This is a genomic window from Blautia luti (assembly GCF_013304735.1).
Lineage (GTDB): Bacteria > Bacillota > Clostridia > Lachnospirales > Lachnospiraceae > Blautia_A.
On the sequence record NZ_JAAITI010000003.1, the window covers coordinates 99942 to 118993 of the forward strand.

Consider the following 19052-nt stretch of genomic DNA (forward strand, 5'->3'; position numbering starts at 1 on the left):
CTTAACCTCCAATCTGAGCCATACAAAGCTTCTCCGTCTTATCATCCTTCTGTTTCTCCAGGCCTCCGCCAAAAGCATGCCCGTCCGGTTTCTCCGCCAGAGCCTCCAGGATCACAGCCTTCAGCTCCTCATCCGAGCCACCACCACGGATCACAGCACGAAGATCCCGCCCCGCCGCATACTGCAGACAAGTCTTCAAAAAACCCTGGGAAGTCAAACGAATCCGGTTACACTCCCCACAAAACTTATGGCTTACCGCGCTGATAAACCCGATCTTTCCGGAAAAACCATCCACATCATAATAATGACACGGTCCATTCCCAAGGGGCTCCCCAACATACGGCGAAAACCGCGGAAGCTTTTCCCCAAGGATCCGAAGCAGTTCCTCCTCCGACACCCCATGAAATTCTTTTCCCATCCCAATGGGCATCATCTCAATAAACCGCACATGCACCCTGTGATCCCTGGCAAAAAGCGCCACCCGGCAAAGATCCTGCTCCTGGATCCCAAGAGGCACACAATTGATCTTCAGTGAAATCTCCGGATACTTCATTGCCTCCGAAATTCCTTCCAGCGTCCGCCCCAGTTCATCCCGCCGCGTGATCCTCTTGCTGCAGGCCTCATCCAGCGTATCAAGGCTGATATTCAATCCGTCCAGCCCCGCCCGGGCAAAATCACTCATCTGGTCTTTCAGAAGCACACCATTTGTAGTCAGAGTCACCTTCTCGATCCCCGGCATATTTTTCAGTTTTTCCACCAGCTGAGGCATCCGTGGCCGTACAAGCGGTTCCCCGCCGGTCAGCTTGATCTTCCGGATACCCAGCTCTGCCATCACCCGGCAGATTCTCAAAATTTCCTCTTCCTGCAAAATGAGGGAGCGCTCCACATGCTGCACTCCCTCCTCCGGCATACAATAAATACACCGCAAATTACATCTGTCAGTTACGGAAATCCTGAGATAATCAATATTTCTTCCGCACCTGTCTATCATCTTTCCTCAAAACGGAAATCTCCGCTTTTTCCTCCTGTTTTCTCTTCCAGATGGATATCAGACATGACCATGCGTTTGTCGATTGCCTTGCACATATCATAAATGGTCAGAAGCGCCACCTGAACACCTGTCAGCGCCTCCATCTCCACGCCTGTTTTCCCCTCTGTTTTTACCGTACAGAACACACGGATCACTCCCGCATCCTCGTCCGTCTCAAAATCCACAGAACATTTCTGGATGGGAAGTGGATGGCACATGGGGATCAGGTCAGAAGTACGCTTCACACCCATGATACCCGCCACACGGGCCACGCCAAGCACATCGCCCTTTTTCACATTTCCGCTTTTTACTGCGGCCATGATCTCCGGGCTTACCTGAATGGAACCGGTAGCTGTTGCTGTACGGTGAGTGTCCGGTTTATTGGACACGTCTACCATAACAGCATTGCCATTTTCATCAAAATGATTCAGTTTCATATTTAGCAGATCTCAGCGCCTGCAGGCATCTCTTTCTCCGGTACCATCAGGGAAAGATTTCCGTCTGCATCCTCTGCACAGAGGATCATACCCTCGCTGAGGATTCCTGCAAGTTTGGCAGGTTTCAGGTTTGTAACGACCATAACTTTTTTGCCAACCATTTCCTCTGCGGAATAGTGAGCTTTGATTCCGGATACGATCTGACGAACCTGGCTTCCGATCTTAACCTGAGAGCAGAGAAGTTTTCTGGATTTCTTAACTTCCTCGCAGGCAATGATCTCACCAACCTGGAACTGAAGTTTTTCAAAATCATCAAAAGTGATCTCCGGTTTTGCCTCGATGTCGATCACATCTTTAGTTTCCTCTTTCTCCTCTTTTACTTCTTCCTTTTTCTCTTCTTTCTTCGGATGAAGTTTCTCAACTTTCTCAAGAACCTCTTTCAGGTCAAGTCTTGCAAAAAGGATCTCCGGTTTGTCAGTTACACGGTTTCCTGACGGATAAAGACCAAACTGCTCCATATCCTCAAGAGTTCTCTCGTTTGCGTTGAGCTGTACAAGAATGCGCTCTGTTGTACGCGGCATAAAAGATTTCAGAAGAGATGCGCCGATGCAGATTCCCTCAACCAGGTTGTAGAGAACCGTTGCAAGACGATCCTGTTTTGTCTCATCCTTTGCAAGTGCCCACGGCATTGTCTCATCGATATATTTGTTGCAACGTTTGAACAGGGAGAATACCTCTGTAATGGCATCTGCAACACGAAGTTTGTCCATTTTTGCGGAAACGTTCTTCGGAACCTGAAGGATGAAATTCTTAAGATCCTCATCAACCGGCTCAGTAACGTTCTTGTTCTCAACGATTCCGTTGAAATATTTATTGGACATGGAGATTGTACGATTTACAAGGTTTCCAAGTGTATTTGCAAGATCGGAATTCAGTCTCTCAACCATCAGCTCCCATGTGATGACACCATCATTCTCAAACGGCATCTCGTGGAGTACGAAATAACGGACAGCATCTACACCGAAGAACTCAACAAGCTCATCTGCGTAAATTACATTTCCTTTGGATTTACTCATTTTTCCATCGCCCTGAAGAAGCCACGGATGTCCGAATACCTGTTTCGGAAGCGGAAGATCCAGAGACATCAGGAAGATCGGCCAGTAAATCGTATGGAAACGAATGATATCTTTTCCGATAAGGTGAAGGTCCGCCGGCCAGTATTTGTTGAATTTATCGCTGCTGTTTCCGTCGCAGTCATAGCCGATACCTGTGATATAGTTTGTCAGGGCATCCAGCCATACATATACAACATGCTTCGGATCAAAATCTACCGGGATTCCCCATTTGAAGGATGTTCTGGACACACAGAGATCCTGAAGACCCGGAAGAAGGAAGTTGTTCATCATCTCGTTTTTACGAGACTCCGGCTGGATGAAATCCGGATGTGTGTTGATGTAGTCGATCAGTTTGTCTGCATACTTGCTCATTTTGAAAAAATATGCCTCTTCTTTAGCCGGTACACATGGACGTCCGCAGTCCGGACATTTGCCGTCTACAAGCTGGGACTCTGTGAAGAAAGACTCACATGGTGTACAGTACATTCCTTCGTAATGACCCTTGTAGATATCTCCCTTTGCATACATTTTTTTGAAGATTTTTTTGACCTGCTCTTCATGGTCTTTATCTGTTGTACGGATAAATTTGTCATAGGATGTGTTCATCAGATCCCAGATACGTTTGATCTCACCGGAAACGTTATCTACGAATTCCTTCGGTGTAACACCAGCTTCCTCGGCCTTCAGCTCGATCTTCTGGCCATGCTCATCCGTACCTGTCTGGAAATATACGTCATAACCCTGCTGTCTCTTAAAACGTGCGATGGCATCTGCAAGAACAACCTCATAAGTATTTCCGATATGCGGTTTACCGGATGTGTACGCAATGGCAGTGCTGATATAATATCTCTGCTTTTCCATCTTTTCTTTCCTCCATAAATATAAAAATAAATTGTGTACTTACTCATAACGGACTGAAAATATATTCCGTCAAAACAGGAAATTTCCTGTCCGGGGACATTGGAAGATTACCAAGTAATTCTCAGCGACATAAAAAAACGCCTTCTCATACCATAACGATATGAGAAGACGAGTTATTACCCGTGTTACCACTTCTTTTCGTTCCTGCCTCGCGGCAAAAACCTCATCAGGTACAGCAAACCCTATACCCTTCCGCTATAACAGGCGGTCCTGTCACTGCCTGCCGGTGTCCGTTAAATCGGACATTCGCACTTCGCTTATCGCGTTTAAACCGGTTCAGCAATGCCTCTCCGAAGCCATCTTCCATCTGCGCCTGCACATCCCTCTCAGTCTCGGAACTCCTGCATAAAGTGAACCTTTACCATTCACTCTGCTGCAGATCTATGACTTCAACTGCGTCACAGCCTGCATCTAAAAAGTCCTCCGGGGATTTCCCTGTAGTACGGTGTACACATGTACTCTCTTCTTCCATGAGTTTTCCATATGGGAAAATCGTAACACATTTCCGATGGTTTGTAAACGGGGAAATATTAATTTACGGTTACTTTACACTTCACAGTTTTGGTTCCGGATTTCACGGTGATCACTGCAGTTCCTTTTGCTTTTGCGGTGATCTTTCCGACGGATGTTACCGTTGCCGGTGTTTTCTTAACCCATTCTGCAAAGCTGTGATCCGTTGCAGAAATTTCTTTCTTCTCACCAAGAATCTTTTTGCAAGTGCTGCAAAATACCTTCGCATTTCCTGCCTCTTCACAGATTGCGCATTTTTGTAAATACCTTCGAGACTTTGTGAGAATGTTATCTTACTAAGGCTTACACACTTCTTAAATGCCCTATCTCCAATACTGGTAACGCCATTTCCAATACTTATTTTAATTATCTTTTCTTTATAGTCCTTCTCTGCATTCTCTCCATCAGAAAACTCTGATACCGTATTTTCCTCTGCTTCGCTATTCTCAGGATCTGTACTTTCTCCTGAAATCTTCGGCTGAAGCTCCTCCAACTCGTTTTCTGCAGTAATTTCCTCTTCCGCTATATCATTCTGTTCCACATCAGATGCTGCATCCGCATCAGAAACCTCATCGATGTCTTCTGTATCCGGCAGCACTTCTTCTGTCTCAGCCACAGCCTCTCCTGAACTGTCTGTAAAAGCTGCCAGAAGCTGTTCCGATTTCATTTCTACATCCGTCTCTGCCTATACATCCACCGCCATGCCATCCGGAAAGCAATGGTCGTCAGCGTCATACCTGCAGCCATGCTGGCCGCAAAAAGAATCGTATAGATCCCATCCTTCTGAAAATTCGTCCAGTTCCTCATCATCATCCAGTTCATGGTACGATACAATGCCGCACCCGGGATCAGCGGGATCGTAGCCGAAACCAGAAAAACCGTAACCGGCGTCTTATGTACCCTCGCCATACACTCCGCATACAAAGTAATCGCCACTGTTGACCAAAAGCCACAGATATAAGGACTCGGTGTTACAAACTCCACCGCCAGATAAACAGCCCAGGACAGACAGCCGCCCAGAGCCGCAAACCAGAGCTTTTTGCCATGTATATTAAATAAAGCCGCAAAACCGAGGGATCCTGTAAAGGATACAATCAGCTGTATGATCTCTCTCATATTTTTTCCTCCATATTCATGGACACACCGCTGTCTCTGTTACAGTACTGCGCCTGAATCCCATCAGAATAACAGATTCGCCGCTGTAAAGCCAAGGCCCACAACCAACGCCAGCAAAATCGACTCCATACACCGGATCAACCCCGTAATCGTATCCCCGGAAAACATATCTCGCAGCGAATTGGTAAACGCAATACCCGGAATCAGCAACATAATATTACCAATACTGATCAGATCCGCATGATGCCCCAGTCCCATCAGAACCGTAAGATTGGAAAGAACACCACCCGCTCCACAACACAAAAGCACCGTAAGCAGCGAATTCAGCGCCCCCCTCTTCACAAAAGCCTCAAACAACTTCAACGCAATACCAATCAGCGCCGAAGCAATCATATCATTAAGATCCCCACCAAAAAACACAGAAAACGAACCGGAAATCACCGCATAAATCAAAATCTGCGTCCTGAAAGAATACCCCTGCTTATTCCGTATCACATCCAGCCGCCTCTGAATCTCTTCCGGCTTCGGCCGAAATTCACAAATAAATCTGGAAAGCTGATTCAGATCATCCAACCTCCCCAGATCATTCGCCATCCCCGGCACACGTCGCGTCTGCGTACAAATCCCGAAATTCTCACCATAAATCGTCGTCACAATACTAGACGTAATCGAAAAAACATCCGCCCGGGAAGCACCATAAGCCAGACAAATACGACGGATCGTATCCTCAACACGCCCAACCTCTGCACCACAGCAAAGAAGCTGCTCCCCAATTGTCATCGCATAATACAAATACTGCTCCGCCTCATCCTTCGTCATCCGGCACACCTCCCTGTACAACTATTTCATCCCCATCTATTTTAGGACAGCTAAATATCAAAAGCAACCAAGTTCCCCACGTTTAAATATTCATTTCTTCTATATTTCCTCAAAACAACACCCACACAGCAAAACTCCCACTCCTGAATCGCTCTATCCCTACCGCCCTGAAAAGCCAGCACACGCCTCACGGGCGTCCCTTCTCATATCAAAGAAAAAAAGCCGCCCGGACAAACCATCCAGGCAGCTTCCAAAATCCAATGCTCAACTCTGTATTCAATTAATTATATCCGGAATCCAACATCCTTACGCCAGCTTACCACCAAGCTCACGGCAAGCAGCCAGTCCCTCATCATCAGGAGTATTATTGCAGATAAGTCCCTCATCCTCAACAAGCTCAGCACCAGCATCTTTAGCTCTGCCGCACCAGGTTCTCATCCACTCACCATCGCCCCAGTCATAGGAACCAAAAAGAGCAACCTTCTTACCAGACAGTTTACCCTCAAGATCAGAGAAGAACGGCTCAAACTCACCATCCTCAAGCTCCTCATCACCCATAGCCGGACAACCAAGAGCCAGAACATCAAAAGAAAGCGCTTTATCTACATCAGCATCAGCCACTTCCATAATCTCAACATCTGCACCAGCAGCCTTAGCACCTTCCTCAACAGCCTGCGCCATAGCCTCTGTGTTACCTGTAGAAGACCAGTAAATAATTCCTACCTTGCTCATCTCAAAAACCTCCTGTTTTTAAACTTTATATTATACGCACATCTGAGATGTACAGAGATGCTTCATACCAACAACCTGCAAAATCGAATACCCCGCACGGATTTGAGCCGCCGTAAACTCCCGGCACTTATCATAACTGTCAAAAACCCTGCGAGCCTGCTCAACATTATCATAAACCTTCCAGTAACCACACATCTTGCAGCCACTGCCCCCGAACTTCCGGAAGCCCTTCACATCCTCAATGGGATACCCCAGAAAAAGCCCAATTTCATGAGGAAACTCCGTCTTATGAAAAAACCGCTCCTTCAGACGGGCGATCATCTCATCCAGAGAACCATCTATATTATAGCCATCCTGAAGCAAAAGATTCCTGGCTTCATCCTGCGCAAGATATTCCTGCAGCATATCCGGCCGGTACACCAGAAGAAGATAATGCTTCCTGCATCCACAGATGATCTCCATACGGATACCTTCCCGTTCAAGACCCTCCTTATAATCCGAAATGATCTCCGGCAGCTCCGGCATCTTTACCTTGGAAAAAGAAACAAGATTCGCCGGTTTCATTCCCATTAATACAGGGGAACAATGATAACCTATGACAGATTCAAATTTTTCACAAGTCATTTGCATTCTCCTTTACGCTTTAGTTAGATTTCTCTAACTGCTGTAAATATACTACTAAAGTTAGTCTATGTCAACTTATTTTTAAAAATTTTTCAATAAGAATTTTTACTGATAAAATCCTATCATTAAGGGCAAAATATTTTTCCGTAAACAGATAAAAAACTATTGACAAAAGCATGGCTGGCAGTTATTATAATATCAGTAATAATTACTATTACTGATAGGAGGAAACATTATGGCAGCACTTAAATACAGCCGTCAGCGAGAATCGATCAAGGAATTCCTGAGATCCAGAACAGATCATCCAACGGCAGATACAGTATACGAGAATCTTCGACAGATCTATCCCAACATCAGTCTCGGAACTGTCTACCGTAATCTTTCTCTTCTCAGTGACATCGGCGAGATCCGGAAGCTGACCAATTTTGGAAGCGCGGACCGCTACGATGGAAGGGTCGCACCACACTCACACTTCATGTGTACGAAATGCAACTGTGTCATTGACATGCAGTCAGACAAACTCAACGATATCCTGGAACAGGCAGCCGCAGAATTCATCCACGGCAAGGTCTTCAACGTAGACGCCAGCTTCTATGGAATCTGTAAGGAATGTCTCAAAAAAGAGGAAAAATAGTCTTGACAAAAACGCATCTACATGATACTATAAAACAGTAATAATTACTATTATTAATTAAGAGAAGCAATAAAATCAAATAAAATTTTTATAAGAAAAGGAGAATAAAACTATGGCAAAATGGGTATGTAATGTATGTGGATATGTTTACGAAGGCGAGCAGGCACCGGATGTCTGTCCAGTATGTAAAGCACCTGCTTCCAAGTTTTCCAAACAGGAAGGCGAGCTCACATGGGCAGCTGAGCATGTTGTAGGCGTAGCTAAGGGCGTCAGCGAAGACATCCTTGCAGACCTGAGAGCAAACTTCGAGGGCGAGTGCTCTGAGGTTGGTATGTATCTTGCAATGGCAAGAGTTGCTCACAGAGAAGGATATCCGGAAGTAGGTCTCTACTATGAGAAAGCAGCTTACGAAGAAGCAGAGCATGCAGCTAAATTCGCAGAGCTCCTTGGCGAAGTTGTAACAGACAGCACAGAGAAGAACCTTCAGATGCGCGTAGAAGCTGAGAACGGTGCTACAGCAGGTAAATTCGACCTTGCTAAACGTGCGAAAGCAGCTGACCTTGACGCAATCCATGACACAGTACATGAGATGGCTAAAGACGAAGCAAGACACGGCAAGGCATTCGCTGGACTGCTTAAGAGATACTTTGGTAAATAAGAAATCCGCATAAAATCGGAATTTTTACAAGAGGGAACCACGTAAAATGGTTCCCTCTTTTTTAATGTTTCTGATGGAGATGTGCAAATTAGTGTACAGATTTTTCAATCTTCCGCACACTATCTGCTCTTACCTGCTCCCGAAGCTCCGTCAGATAATCTGAGAATTTCACCTGTTCATTTCCGTAGGTCATCTGCAGGTTATATTCCAGTGGGATCCAGGTTTTGATGTCGGATTCATTGTGCTGGATCAGCGCTTCCAGTTTGTCCAAAGCTTTGTAGATTCTGGATTCCAGAGTCTGCTGTGCTTCCATTTCCTGATACAGTTCTGCCATCTCTTTATCAAATGGTTCCGGCAGAGTTTTCACCCATTCACCCAGCACATCGGCTTCTTTTTCTGAATCTTTTACTGTTTTTTCAAAAGCTGGGATATCCCCGGTAAAAGCTTCTCCCATATCATGGATCAGGCACATTTTCATGATCTTCAGAAGATCTGCCTCCGGAAACTCGTCGCTGACAAAATATGCCATCAGAGAAATTCTCCAGGAATGCTCCGCAACACTCTCCCGCCTGCCTCCGGATGTATAGCAATGACGCACTGCATCTTTTAATCGTTCTGCAACAGAAAGTACTTCAATCAGTTTTTCTGGTTTCATATTCGTTCTCTCTCCTCCGTCTTTTCATAATATTTTCACTGACACCAATTCTGTTCATTACTATACCATATCTCCGGTCATGGAAAACAGATGAAAAACAGAAGATTCCATTCTGAAAAAATTTGTCTCAACTAATTTATAAAAAAAATATAAACTTTATTGCATTTTTCGCCATAAGCGTCATAATGAAATTATAAACAAAAGAAAGAAGGTGATTGCCGATGGATATTACGGTGTCGGATGAGGTCTCACAGGAATATCATGCGCTTGTGAAGAACATCCTCTGTAACAGAGAGTTCCTGAAGCTGAGCCTGTACACCCACCACCAGTGGACCACACGGCTCATGCACAGTATCAATGTTTCTTACCTCTCCTGGTTCATTGCCAGGAAGCTGGGATGTGACGAGAAAGCCGCCGCAAGGGCAGGACTTCTCCACGATTTCTGTCCCTATGACTTCAGGGCGGAGACACCGACCGGTGAGCATCAGGCGTTTTATCACCCGAAGGCTGCCGCAGACAACAGTGCCGCACACTTTGATGTCACAGACAGAGAGCTGGATGCGATACTCTCACATATGTTCCCTCTGGGACCTCTTCCACGCAACAGGGAAGCCTGGATCATCAGCTTTGCCGATAAAGCCTGCGCCATCGCGGAAGGCTGCCATATCGCCATTGCACTGGCCAGGCGGAACCGGATCGTCATCAATCCGGCATAATTTCCACACAAAAAACAGGGCCGTCGCCACTTCTGACGCGCCCTGTTTTTGTGTGGAAATTTATTTTATGGTAATACTTTGCATATTACTTTATATATCTTAGTTCTCTTTCACAATAACCTTATCCAGATGCCAGATATCATCTACATACTCCTGGATAGTTCTGTCGGATGTGAACTTACCGCTGCATGCTGTATTGAGAAGTGCCATCTTAGCCCAGCGTTTCTCATCCTTATATGCTTCCTCAACACGCTTCTGTGCCTCTGCATAGGAACGGAAGTCGCCAAGGATGAAGTACTGGTCAGGTCTTGGCATGTTGCGTTTGTCGAGAAGTGAATTGTAGATGTCACGGAACATCTCTGTATCGCTGGAGAAGGTTCCGTTGATCAGCTGCATCAGTACCTGACGGATCTCCGGATCTGTGTTGTAGATGAAGTCCGGATCGTAACCGCCGTTGTTCTCATAGTTGATGATCTGGTCGGAGCTCATACCGAAGATAAATGCATTCTCCTCGCCAACCTCCTGTACGATCTCAACGTTAGCACCATCCATGGTTCCAAGTGTCGGAGCACCGTTCAGCATGAATTTCATGTTACCTGTACCGGAAGCCTCTTTACTTGCTGTGGAGATCTGCTCGGAAACATCTGCTGCCGCAAAAATGATCTCAGCGTTGGATACACGGTAGTTCTCGATGAATACAACCTTCAGCTTACCGTTGATGGAAGCATCATTGTTTACAACATCTGCCACGCAGTTGATCAGCTTGATGATCTTCTTTGCACGTGCGTAAGCTGCGGAAGCTTTTGCACCAAAGATAAATGTTCTCGGATAGAAATCCATCTCCGGATGTGCCTTGATCTGGTTGTACAGATAGATCACATGCAGGATGTTAAGAAGCTGACGTTTGTACTCATGAAGTCTCTTAACCTGGATATCGAAGATAGAGTGCGGGTCAACCTCAACACCATTGTGCTCCAGGATATATTTTGCAAGACGCTCTTTGTTCTTGAACTTGATGGTCATGAACTCCTGAAGAGCCTTCTCATCGTCTGCGTAAACCTTAAGCTTGGAAAGCTGGGAAAGATCTGTGATCCAGTCCGGTCCGATCTTGTCTGTTACCCAGTCAGCCAGAAGCGGGTTTCCATGAGCAAGGAAACGTCTCTGTGTGATACCGTTTGTTTTGTTGTTGAACTTCTCAGGCATCATCTCATAGAAATCCTTCAGCTCCTGATTCTTGAGGATCTCGGTATGAAGGCGTGCAACACCGTTTACAGAGTAGCCTGCAACGATCGCAAGGTGAGCCATCTTAACCTGTCCGTCATAGATGATCGCCATCTTCTTGATCTTCTCGAAGTTTCCAGGATATTTCTGCTGGATCTCAAGAATGAAACGACGGTTGATCTCCTCGATGATCTGGTATACACGCGGAAGCAGTCTGGAGAACAGCTCGATCGGCCATTTCTCAAGTGCCTCGGACATGATGGTGTGGTTGGTGTAAGCACAGCATTTTGTTGTGATATCCCATGCCTGATCCCAGCCAAGACCTTCCTCATCGATAAGAATACGCATTAGCTCTGCAACTGCAACTGTCGGATGAGTATCGTTCATCTGGAATACAACCTTCTCATGAAGCTTTGTGATGTCATCGTGTGTTTTCTTATATTTGGCAATCGCTGCCTGAAGGCTGGCAGATACGAAGAAGTACTGCTGTTTCAGACGAAGCTCTTTACCTGCCATATGGTTATCATTCGGATAAAGCACCTCTACGATAGTACGTGCAAGGTTCTCCTGCTCTACTGCGTTGTGATAATCACCCTTGTCAAAAGAGTCAAGGTTGAAGTCTACGATCGGCTCTGCATCCCAGATACGAAGTGTGTTTACAACATCGTTGTTATAACCTGTGATCGGCATATCGTAAGGAACAGCCTTAACTGCCTGATATCCTTCATGGATGAATTTATTCTCGTTCTTCACCGGATCCCACTCAACGCGTACATATCCGCCGAAATGAACCTCTTTTGCATACTCCGGACGACGGAGCTCGAAAGGATAGCCGTTCTTCAGCCAGTTATCCGGTGCCTCTACCTGATAACCGTCACGGATCTCCTGCTTGAACATACCATAACGGTAACGGATTCCGCATCCGTATGCACAGTAGTTCAAAGTTGCAAGAGAATCCAGGAAGCATGCTGCCAGTCTTCCGAGTCCACCGTTTCCAAGAGCCGGATCCGGCTCCTGGTCTTCGATGCAGTTAATGTCAAGTCCAAGCTCCTCAAGAGCCTCCTTAACCTCGCCGTATGCACCAAGGTTGATCAGGTTGTTTCCAAGGGCACGGCCCATAAGGAACTCCATGGACATATAATATACGATCTTCGGATCCTGTTTTTCATACGCCTTCTGGCTCTTGAGCCAGTTGTCAATGATCACGTCCTTCACAGTGTAGCTTACAGCCTGAAAGATCTGCTCCTGTGTAGCCTCTTCCAGTGTTTTTCGATAAAGGAATTTTACGTTTTCTTTTACACTTTTTTTGAATTCCTCTTTCTCAAACTGCTTGTCAATCATTAGTTTTCCTCCTGTACTTTGGATACTCCCAGTGTTACAGCCTCTTTATTGATGTTCCACTCCTTGGTGTAACCCTCTGCTTCTCCCAGAATAATGTTTTCTGCCAGTACTTCACGTTTGATCTCATCCTGGTTTGCTTTCATGATATCCATGATCTTATCGTTATCTTTTGCATAGACAATGATCTTGTCCATGACTTCGAAACCAGCCTCTTTACGCATGGTCTGAACCTTGCTGATGATCTCGCGGACAAAGCCCTCCTGGATCAGTTCAGGTGTAAGGTTTGTATCAAGGACAACGGATGTCTCACCGTCTGTCTCTGTCACATAGCCCTCGCTCTGGGCTGTTTCGATCAATAAGTCTTCCTCTGCAAGCTCGACTCTGTTTCCGTCAATGTCAAGAACGAGAACACCATTATCTCTCAGCTCTTTCATTGCTGCGGTTCCGTCGATCTCGGAGAGTGCGGTACGGATGCCGTTCAGAAGCTTGCCGTATTTCGGTCCTACTGTACGAAGCTGCGGCTTGAAGCTGTAGGAAATGAAGGACTCTACATCATCTGCGAATTTCACTTCTTTTACGTTAAGCTCATCTGCGATGATATCTGTGTAGAATTTATCCATAGCTTTCTCAGCTTTTACATACATGGTTCCAATAGGCTGACGGTTCTTGATGTTTGCGGTATTTCTGCATGCACGTCCCAGAACAACGATCTCAAGAAGCTCTTCCATGTTCGCCTCAAGATCCTTGTCGATCCATGCTTCGTTTACCTTCGGGTAATCGCAGAGATGGATACTCTCCGGAGCGTTTGCGTCAATGCTGCGAACAAGGTTCTGGTAGATATCCTCAGTCATGAACGGGATCATCGGAGCTGCAGCCTTGGCAACAGTTACCAGTGCTGTGTAAAGTGTCATGTAAGCATTGATCTTATCCTGCTCCATGCCCTTTGCCCAGAAACGCTCACGGCTTCTTCTTACATACCAGTTACTCATATCGTCAACAAATTCCTGGAGTGCTCTTGCAGCCTCCGGAATCTTGTAGGAATCAAGATCCGCATCGACAGTCTTCACCATGGTATTCAGCTTGCTGAGCAGCCATTTATCCATAACCGGAAGCTTATCGTAATTTAAAGTATATTTAGTTGCATCAAAATTGTCAATGTTCGCATACAGTACGAAGAATGCGTAGGTGTTCCACAGAGTGCTCATGAACTTTCTCTGTCCCTCTACAACTGCCTTGCCATGGAAACGGTTCGGGAGCCACGGAGCACTGTTGATGTAGAAATACCAACGGATTGCATCTGCGCCGTATTTGTTCAGTGCATCAAACGGATCTACTGCATTTCCCTTGGACTTACTCATCTTCTGTCCGTTCTCATCCTGTACATGTCCCAGAACGATTACATTCTTATACGGAGCCTTATTGAAAAGCAGTGTGGACTCAGCAAGAAGGGAGTAGAACCATCCTCTTGTCTGGTCAACAGCCTCGGAGATGAAGTCTGCCGGGAACTGCTGCTCGAACAGGTCTTTATTCTCAAATGGATAATGATGCTGTGCAAAAGGCATTGCTCCGGAATCGAACCAGCAGTCGATTACCTCCGGTACACGGTGCATGGTCTTGCCGCAGTCCGGACACTTCATGGTGATATCATCAATGTATGGACGGTGAAGCTCGATGGTCTTCGCACGCTCGTCACCACTCTTCTCATAGAGATCCTGGCGGCTTCCTACGGATTCCATATGTCCGCACTCACACTGCCAGATGTTCAGTGGTGTTCCCCAGTAACGGTTTCTGGAAATACCCCAGTCCTGAACATTCTCAAGCCAGTCACCGAAACGGCCCTTACCGATGCTCTCCGGAATCCAGTTGATAGTATTGTTGTTACGGATCAGATCATCCTTTACTGCAGTCATCTTGATGAACCAGGACTCACGTGCATAGTAGATAAGCGGTGTGTCACATCTCCAGCAGTGCGGATAATCATGCTCGAATTTCGGTGCATCAAAAAGCTTGCCCTCTTTGTCAAGGTCTGTGAGGACCATCGGGTCCGCTTTCTTTACGAATACACCTGCGTATGGTGTCTCTTTGGTCATGTTGCCCTGTCCGTCTACGAACTGTACGAACGGAAGGTCATACTCACGTCCGACACGGCTGTCATCCTCACCAAATGCAGGTGCGATATGAACGATACCGGTACCATCACTCATGGTAACGTAGTTGTCACAGGTTACGAAATGAGCTTTTTTGCGCTGTTTTGCTGCAGCCTCTCCTGTACATGCAAAAAGCGGCTCATATTCTCTGCGCTCAAGGTCTGTTCCTTTATATTTCTCAAGGATCTCATATGCAGGCTCATCATCCTTTGCAAGCTTGCCGAGAACCTTGTCCAGAAGTGCTTCTGCCATGTAGTAGGTATAGCCGTCTGCTGCTTTTACCTTACAGTAGATCTCATCCGGGTTTACACAAAGTGCAACGTTGGACGGAAGTGTCCACGGTGTTGTTGTCCATGCCAGGAAGTATGCGTCCTCACCAACAACCTTGAAACGCACGATCGCAGAGCGCTCTTTAACAGTCTTGTAGCCCTGAGAAACCTCCTGTGCGGAAAGCGGAGTTCCACAGCGTGGGCAGTAAGGAACGATCTTAAAGCCTTTGTAAAGGAGACCTTTTTCCCAGATCTCTTTCAGCGCCCACCACTCGGACTCGATGAAATTGTTGTCGTATGTTACATACGGATGCTCCATGTCAGCCCAGAAACCAACGGTAGAGGAGAAATCCTCCCACATTCCCTTGTATTTCCATACGCTCTCCTTACACTGCTGAATGAACGGCTCCATTCCGTACTCCTCGATCTGCTCCTTGCCGTCAAGGCCAAGCTTCTTCTCAACCTCAAGCTCAACCGGAAGTCCGTGAGTATCCCATCCTGCTTTTCTCGGAACCATGTACCCCTTCATTGTACGGTATCTCGGGATCATATCCTTGATAACTCGTGTCAGAACGTGTCCGATATGTGGCTTACCATTTGCGGTAGGCGGTCCGTCATAGAATGTGTATGTCTCGCCCTCTTTACGGCTGTCCATACTCTTTTCGAAAATCTTGTTGTCTTTCCAGAATTTCTCGACTTCTTTTTCACGGTCAACAAAATTCAGATTCGTGTCAACTTTACGATACACAATATTTACCTCCTGTGTCTGATTACTGGCTGCTGCCTCATCTGTAAGGCCACAGCGGATTGTTTCTTCACAGATACCTGTTCGTGCCAATGCTTCGGGCACTTATAAAAAAAGACCCCATCCTGTAAAAGGACGAAGTCTGATTCGCTGTACCACCTGTTACATTATACGGGCCTGTGTCCGGATCCCTGCGTCTTCTGCTGTGTTCTTATGCTCTGTGTTATGGCGCGGGCTGTTGTTCCATGTCTGTTCATGGCGGACAATTCTTTGTATCTGCCGATATATGTTCCCTGTAACGGAGGAAATCCGTCAGTTCTTACTTAATGATCATCTGTATATCAGATATTCTTCCGGCTGTTGCCGGACAACTTCGGAACTGAAGCTCAGGAGTGATATTCCGCCATATTTACTCGTCCCGGGCTCCCACCATCCCCAGTTCGCTGCAAGCTTTCCATATGGCCTACTGTCTCCATCACAGCTTTTTCTATATACGCTGTCTATTATAGGTTGGGGAAAATCCATATGTCAAGTGTTTTCAGGGATTTTTTATTCCCTCCATGGCATCCATATACGCATTTCTCCGTATTCACGGTTATCCCATGCAAAATACGGGATCAGGCGGACCGGAATAATCTTTTTCTTTTCTCCGGTAAAGGACTGATACAGTTCATCCGGATCATACTCCTCATGGACGATCTGGTAGGCTTCTGTCTCCAGAACACCGATCTCCCTGCCCTGAATCTCCATTTTGCCATCTTTAAATGTGCTGTGGATATTGATGCAGATATCATCCAGTGTATCTGTATCTGCATCCGGGCTTTCCATGCAGTATACCAGTGGTCCTTTTTCCACTGCAATAAGCTGACTGTCCTCCTCTACCATCGGATGTGCCATGGTAAAGCGTACCGGCATGTCAAGTTCAAGCTCAACTTTTGCACCTGCAAGTATCTCAATATGAACTGCCTGATAAGTCTCTCTTGTACTCTTATCAAGTTTACGCTCTTCGCCGCCAGCTCTGATGCTTCCGCTTTCTGCCCATTTGGGAATTCTTAAATTCAGTGTTACCGGTTTATCACAGATAACATTCTCAAATTCAAAGATGATCTTTCCGTTATACGGATATTCTGTCTTCTGTTTCAGAGTGAAAGATGCACCGTTTTCAAGGGTAAGGGCTGCATCACACTCTCCGTAAATACCGGTGTAAACACTGTCTGTGGAAACTGTATATGCATACTCTCCGGACTGTGTCACTATACGTGCAAGGTTTGGAGGGCAGCAGTAACTGATGAGATACTCTGTTCTTGTAAGAGGCCAGATCAGTTTATATTCAAGCTTCTTTGCCCTGCGCAGCATATTTTCATAGAAGAATTTCTTTCCGTCCAGACTTACGGCTGCAAGGTTTACGTTCAGAAGAGCACGCTCGATCACATCAAAATACTCCGCCTTCGGCTCAATCAGAAACATTCTGTATGCCCACATTACAAGACCGATGGACGCACAGGTTTCATTGTAGGCCGTTACATTGGGAAGCTGGTACTCATATCCGAAAGCCTGATGGATAAGCTGATGGTTCCAGAAATCTCCGTAAGGAGAAGCACCGTTATATAAAGCTCCCACACCGCCTGTCAGGTAGATCTTTGTGTTGACCATATTTTTCCATACCTTGTGAAGGACATCCAGATAATCTTTGTCTCCTTCTTCTGCATAGAGGTCTGCAACTCCTGCGTAAAGGTATGTGGCACGTACTGCATGGCCAATGATCTTTTCGTGTTCTTTCAGCGGCAGTCTGTCCTGGTTATCGTCCATGCCTTCTTTTACAGAATCACGTAGCACTATCGCCTTGTGTGCAAGATCCAGGTATTTTTTCTCACCGGTGGTACGGTACATTTCAATAAGGCCCATGTAATGGGACGGGCATACTGCTGTCTGTACCTCACCTTTTTTCTCTGCTTCCGCATACATGTTTTCCAGAAAATCTGCTGCTTTTCTTGCGATATCCAGGAAGTTTTCTTTTCCTGTGATCCTCTTATACAGGCAGGCAGAAGTAAACAGATGGCCCATATTGTAGACCTCGAACTCGTTGATATCTCCCAGTCTTCCCTCACGGGTACCGTTACGCATACCGATGATCTGTTTTGTGGAAATATATCCGTCCTCTTCCTGGGCGCGTCCGATCAGGTCGATATATTCGTCCAGCTTGTCCAGACGGCTCTGGTCCTGAAGCTGTTCTGCAGAATAAAGCTGGGACTCCATCCATTTGTAAAAATCTCCGTCACCAAAATCACTGCCGCCAAACTCGCCGCTTTTTTCTCCTGCACAGATACGGAAATTTTCAACTACATGTCCCGCATCCAGTGCCTCAAACATTTTCTGCAGGTGAGGAACTGTACTCTCTGCACAGTTCTCCACAACATCTTTCCAGAAACCGCCGGTCCATTTGATCTGGTCATATTCTGCTCCGCTTACTTTTGCATATTTCGATTTTCTTGTATCCGCAAGCATGTTTTTCCTCCTAAAATCAGCCTTTTACAGCTCCACTTGTCATACCTTCGATTACTGTCTTGTTAAGGATCATATAGATGATAAGCATCGGGAATACGCTGATCGCGATAGACGCAAAGATCGCACCCCAGTCTTTTGTTCCGAACTCATTCTCAAAATAGAGAAGTCCGGTTTGTATTGTTTTCAGTTTGCTGTCACTGATAAATGTCATGGAAAACAGCAGGTCATTCCATTTATAGAAGAACTGCAGAACCAGAACAGTAACTGCGGCATTTTTCATCAGTGGGAAAACAATGTGCCACATCATGGAATAAATTCCGCATCCGTCAATAACACTTGCCTCAAGAATTTCCCTTGGAAGAGATCTCATATATCCTGTTACAAGGAAGATAGAAAGAGAAAGGCCAAATGCGATATAAGTCAGTACCAGGCAAAGTCTTGTATTTGTAAGTCCTGTATTATTGTAGATCTGAAACAGTGGAAGCAGTGCAGTTGCAACCGGAACCATAAGTCCCAGAAGGAAAAAGTCTGCAAAGAAATTTTTCATTTTCCATTCCATCTGTGTTACTGCAAATCCGATGGTCATACTTAAAATTACAATAAAAACAAGTGCCAGTGCTGTATAGATCAAACTGTTTCTGAAATACAGACCCATGTTTCCTCTGGTCCATGCTTCTGAAAAGTTCTTAAGGTAAAGTCCCTCCGGCAGCGCAAAGGACGGCTTTGTTACAAACTCAGATGATTTTTTAAATGCACATGTGAACAACCAAAAGATTGGATATGCATCAACAATTACAACCAGTGCAATAATGATCTTTTTAATAACATCCACCGGAGTGATTGTCTTTTTTTCCATT

16 protein-coding genes are annotated in these 19052 nt (G+C 45.8%); 3 read left to right on the forward strand and 13 right to left on the reverse strand.

Features of this window, described 5'->3' with window-relative positions; translation table 11 throughout:
* Window position 1: 1 nt before the first annotated feature.
* The 8 genes from moaA to G5B06_RS02910 form a co-directional block, all read right to left on the reverse strand.
* Complete coding sequence (moaA, locus tag G5B06_RS02875; protein WP_173771260.1) at window positions 2–991, reverse strand: GTP 3',8-cyclase MoaA; 990 nt, start codon at window positions 989–991, stop codon at window positions 2–4.
* A complete protein-coding gene (gene moaC, locus G5B06_RS02880) occupies window positions 988–1467 on the reverse strand; it encodes a cyclic pyranopterin monophosphate synthase MoaC (protein ID WP_173771262.1) in 480 nt (159 codons plus the stop codon). The genes moaA and moaC overlap by 4 nt, the downstream gene beginning before the upstream one ends.
* A gap of 2 nt (window positions 1468–1469) precedes the next feature.
* On the reverse strand, window positions 1470–3443 hold the full coding sequence (gene metG / locus G5B06_RS02885; RefSeq protein WP_173771264.1) for a methionine--tRNA ligase: 1974 nt from the start codon (window positions 3441–3443) through the stop codon (window positions 1470–1472).
* A gap of 688 nt (window positions 3444–4131) precedes the next feature.
* Window positions 4132–4680, reverse strand: coding sequence for a leucine-rich repeat protein (locus tag G5B06_RS02890; protein WP_173771266.1), 549 nt, complete (start codon window positions 4678–4680; stop codon window positions 4132–4134).
* Between the two features lie 2 nt (window positions 4681–4682).
* Window positions 4683–5129: a threonine/serine exporter family protein gene (locus G5B06_RS02895; RefSeq protein ID WP_173771268.1), complete on the reverse strand. Its 447-nt coding sequence runs from the start codon at window positions 5127–5129 to the stop codon at window positions 4683–4685.
* 63 nt (window positions 5130–5192) lie between these two features.
* Window positions 5193–5948: a threonine/serine exporter family protein gene (locus tag G5B06_RS02900; protein ID WP_173762821.1), complete on the reverse strand. Its 756-nt coding sequence runs from the start codon at window positions 5946–5948 to the stop codon at window positions 5193–5195.
* A 306-nt stretch (window positions 5949–6254) separates the two neighbouring features.
* The gene (locus tag G5B06_RS02905) at window positions 6255–6680 is read right to left on the reverse strand and encodes a flavodoxin (protein WP_173762822.1); all 426 of its coding nucleotides are present in this window, start codon (window positions 6678–6680) and stop codon (window positions 6255–6257) included.
* Between the two features lie 30 nt (window positions 6681–6710).
* Window positions 6711–7304 carry a DUF3793 family protein gene (locus tag G5B06_RS02910; RefSeq protein WP_173771270.1) on the reverse strand — a complete coding sequence of 198 codons (594 nt, stop codon included), beginning with the start codon at window positions 7302–7304 and terminating at the stop codon, window positions 6711–6713.
* A gap of 235 nt (window positions 7305–7539) precedes the next feature.
* On the opposite strand from G5B06_RS02910, the gene G5B06_RS02915 reads away from it, so the two are divergent.
* Both G5B06_RS02915 and G5B06_RS02920 read left to right on the forward strand, forming a co-directional pair.
* Entirely contained in the window at window positions 7540–7938 is a 399-nt protein-coding gene (locus tag G5B06_RS02915; protein WP_173771272.1) for a Fur family transcriptional regulator, read from the forward strand.
* Between the two features lie 112 nt (window positions 7939–8050).
* A complete protein-coding gene (locus tag G5B06_RS02920) occupies window positions 8051–8596 on the forward strand; it encodes an NADH peroxidase (RefSeq protein ID WP_147602717.1) in 546 nt (181 codons plus the stop codon).
* Between the two features lie 88 nt (window positions 8597–8684).
* Here the strand turns inward: G5B06_RS02920 and G5B06_RS02925 are convergent, their stop codons facing one another.
* Window positions 8685–9251 (reverse strand): HD domain-containing protein, encoded by a 567-nt coding sequence (locus tag G5B06_RS02925; protein WP_118752642.1) that lies wholly within the window; start codon window positions 9249–9251, stop codon window positions 8685–8687.
* A 221-nt stretch (window positions 9252–9472) separates the two neighbouring features.
* On the opposite strand from G5B06_RS02925, the gene G5B06_RS02930 reads away from it, so the two are divergent.
* Window positions 9473–9967 carry an HD domain-containing protein gene (locus tag G5B06_RS02930; protein ID WP_173746229.1) on the forward strand — a complete coding sequence of 165 codons (495 nt, stop codon included), beginning with the start codon at window positions 9473–9475 and terminating at the stop codon, window positions 9965–9967.
* 99 nt (window positions 9968–10066) lie between these two features.
* Here the strand turns inward: G5B06_RS02930 and G5B06_RS02935 are convergent, their stop codons facing one another.
* The 4 genes from G5B06_RS02935 to G5B06_RS02950 form a co-directional block, all read right to left on the reverse strand.
* On the reverse strand, window positions 10067–12529 hold the full coding sequence (locus G5B06_RS02935; protein ID WP_059086602.1) for a glycogen/starch/alpha-glucan phosphorylase: 2463 nt from the start codon (window positions 12527–12529) through the stop codon (window positions 10067–10069).
* Complete coding sequence (gene ileS, locus G5B06_RS02940) at window positions 12529–15693, reverse strand: isoleucine--tRNA ligase (protein ID WP_173771366.1); 3165 nt, start codon at window positions 15691–15693, stop codon at window positions 12529–12531. Before ileS ends, G5B06_RS02935 begins: the two co-directional genes overlap by 1 nt.
* Before the next feature lie 546 nt (window positions 15694–16239).
* Window positions 16240–18195, reverse strand: a complete 1956-nt coding sequence (locus G5B06_RS02945; protein WP_173771274.1) for a glycoside hydrolase family 127 protein — start codon at window positions 18193–18195, stop codon at window positions 16240–16242.
* Between the two features lie 16 nt (window positions 18196–18211).
* Window positions 18212–19051: a carbohydrate ABC transporter permease gene (locus tag G5B06_RS02950; RefSeq protein WP_173762827.1), complete on the reverse strand. Its 840-nt coding sequence runs from the start codon at window positions 19049–19051 to the stop codon at window positions 18212–18214.
* Window position 19052 lies beyond the last annotated feature (1 nt).